Origin of the sequence: Acetobacter pomorum, assembly GCF_002738225.1 — a bacterium.
GTDB classification, from domain to species: Bacteria; Pseudomonadota; Alphaproteobacteria; order Acetobacterales; family Acetobacteraceae; genus Acetobacter; species Acetobacter pomorum.
In genome coordinates, this window is sequence record NZ_PEBQ01000120.1 from 1 (window position 1) to 258 (window position 258).

The 258-nt window shown below is 58.5% G+C and carries 1 protein-coding gene; it reads left to right on the forward strand.

What is annotated here, in order from left to right; genetic code table 11:
- Positions 1–6: 6 nt before the first annotated feature.
- Positions 7–258, forward strand: a 252-nt coding sequence (locus CSR02_RS08890) for a transposase (RefSeq protein WP_208616823.1), incomplete at its 3' end; no start/stop codon positions are given.

Here is a 258-nt window from a genome sequence, read left to right on the forward strand (position 1 = left end):
AACCCGATGCAGACAGAGTGTAGCGCAGGCGCGTATGAGTTTCCAGCCTCCTGTGGACGGCGTGTTGTGGCCCGTTTTGACGGGGGTCGCATGAGTTCGGATGGGGGCGTCATTCTGGTGAAGCAGGCTGATGACATTCTGGGTCTCAGCCGCCGCTTTGCTGCCTGTTTTCGCGATAAGCGGCATTCCGGCTTTGTGGAATACCGGGTTGAAGACCTTGTCCGTCAGCGGATCATGGGCCTGGCACTGGGCTATGAA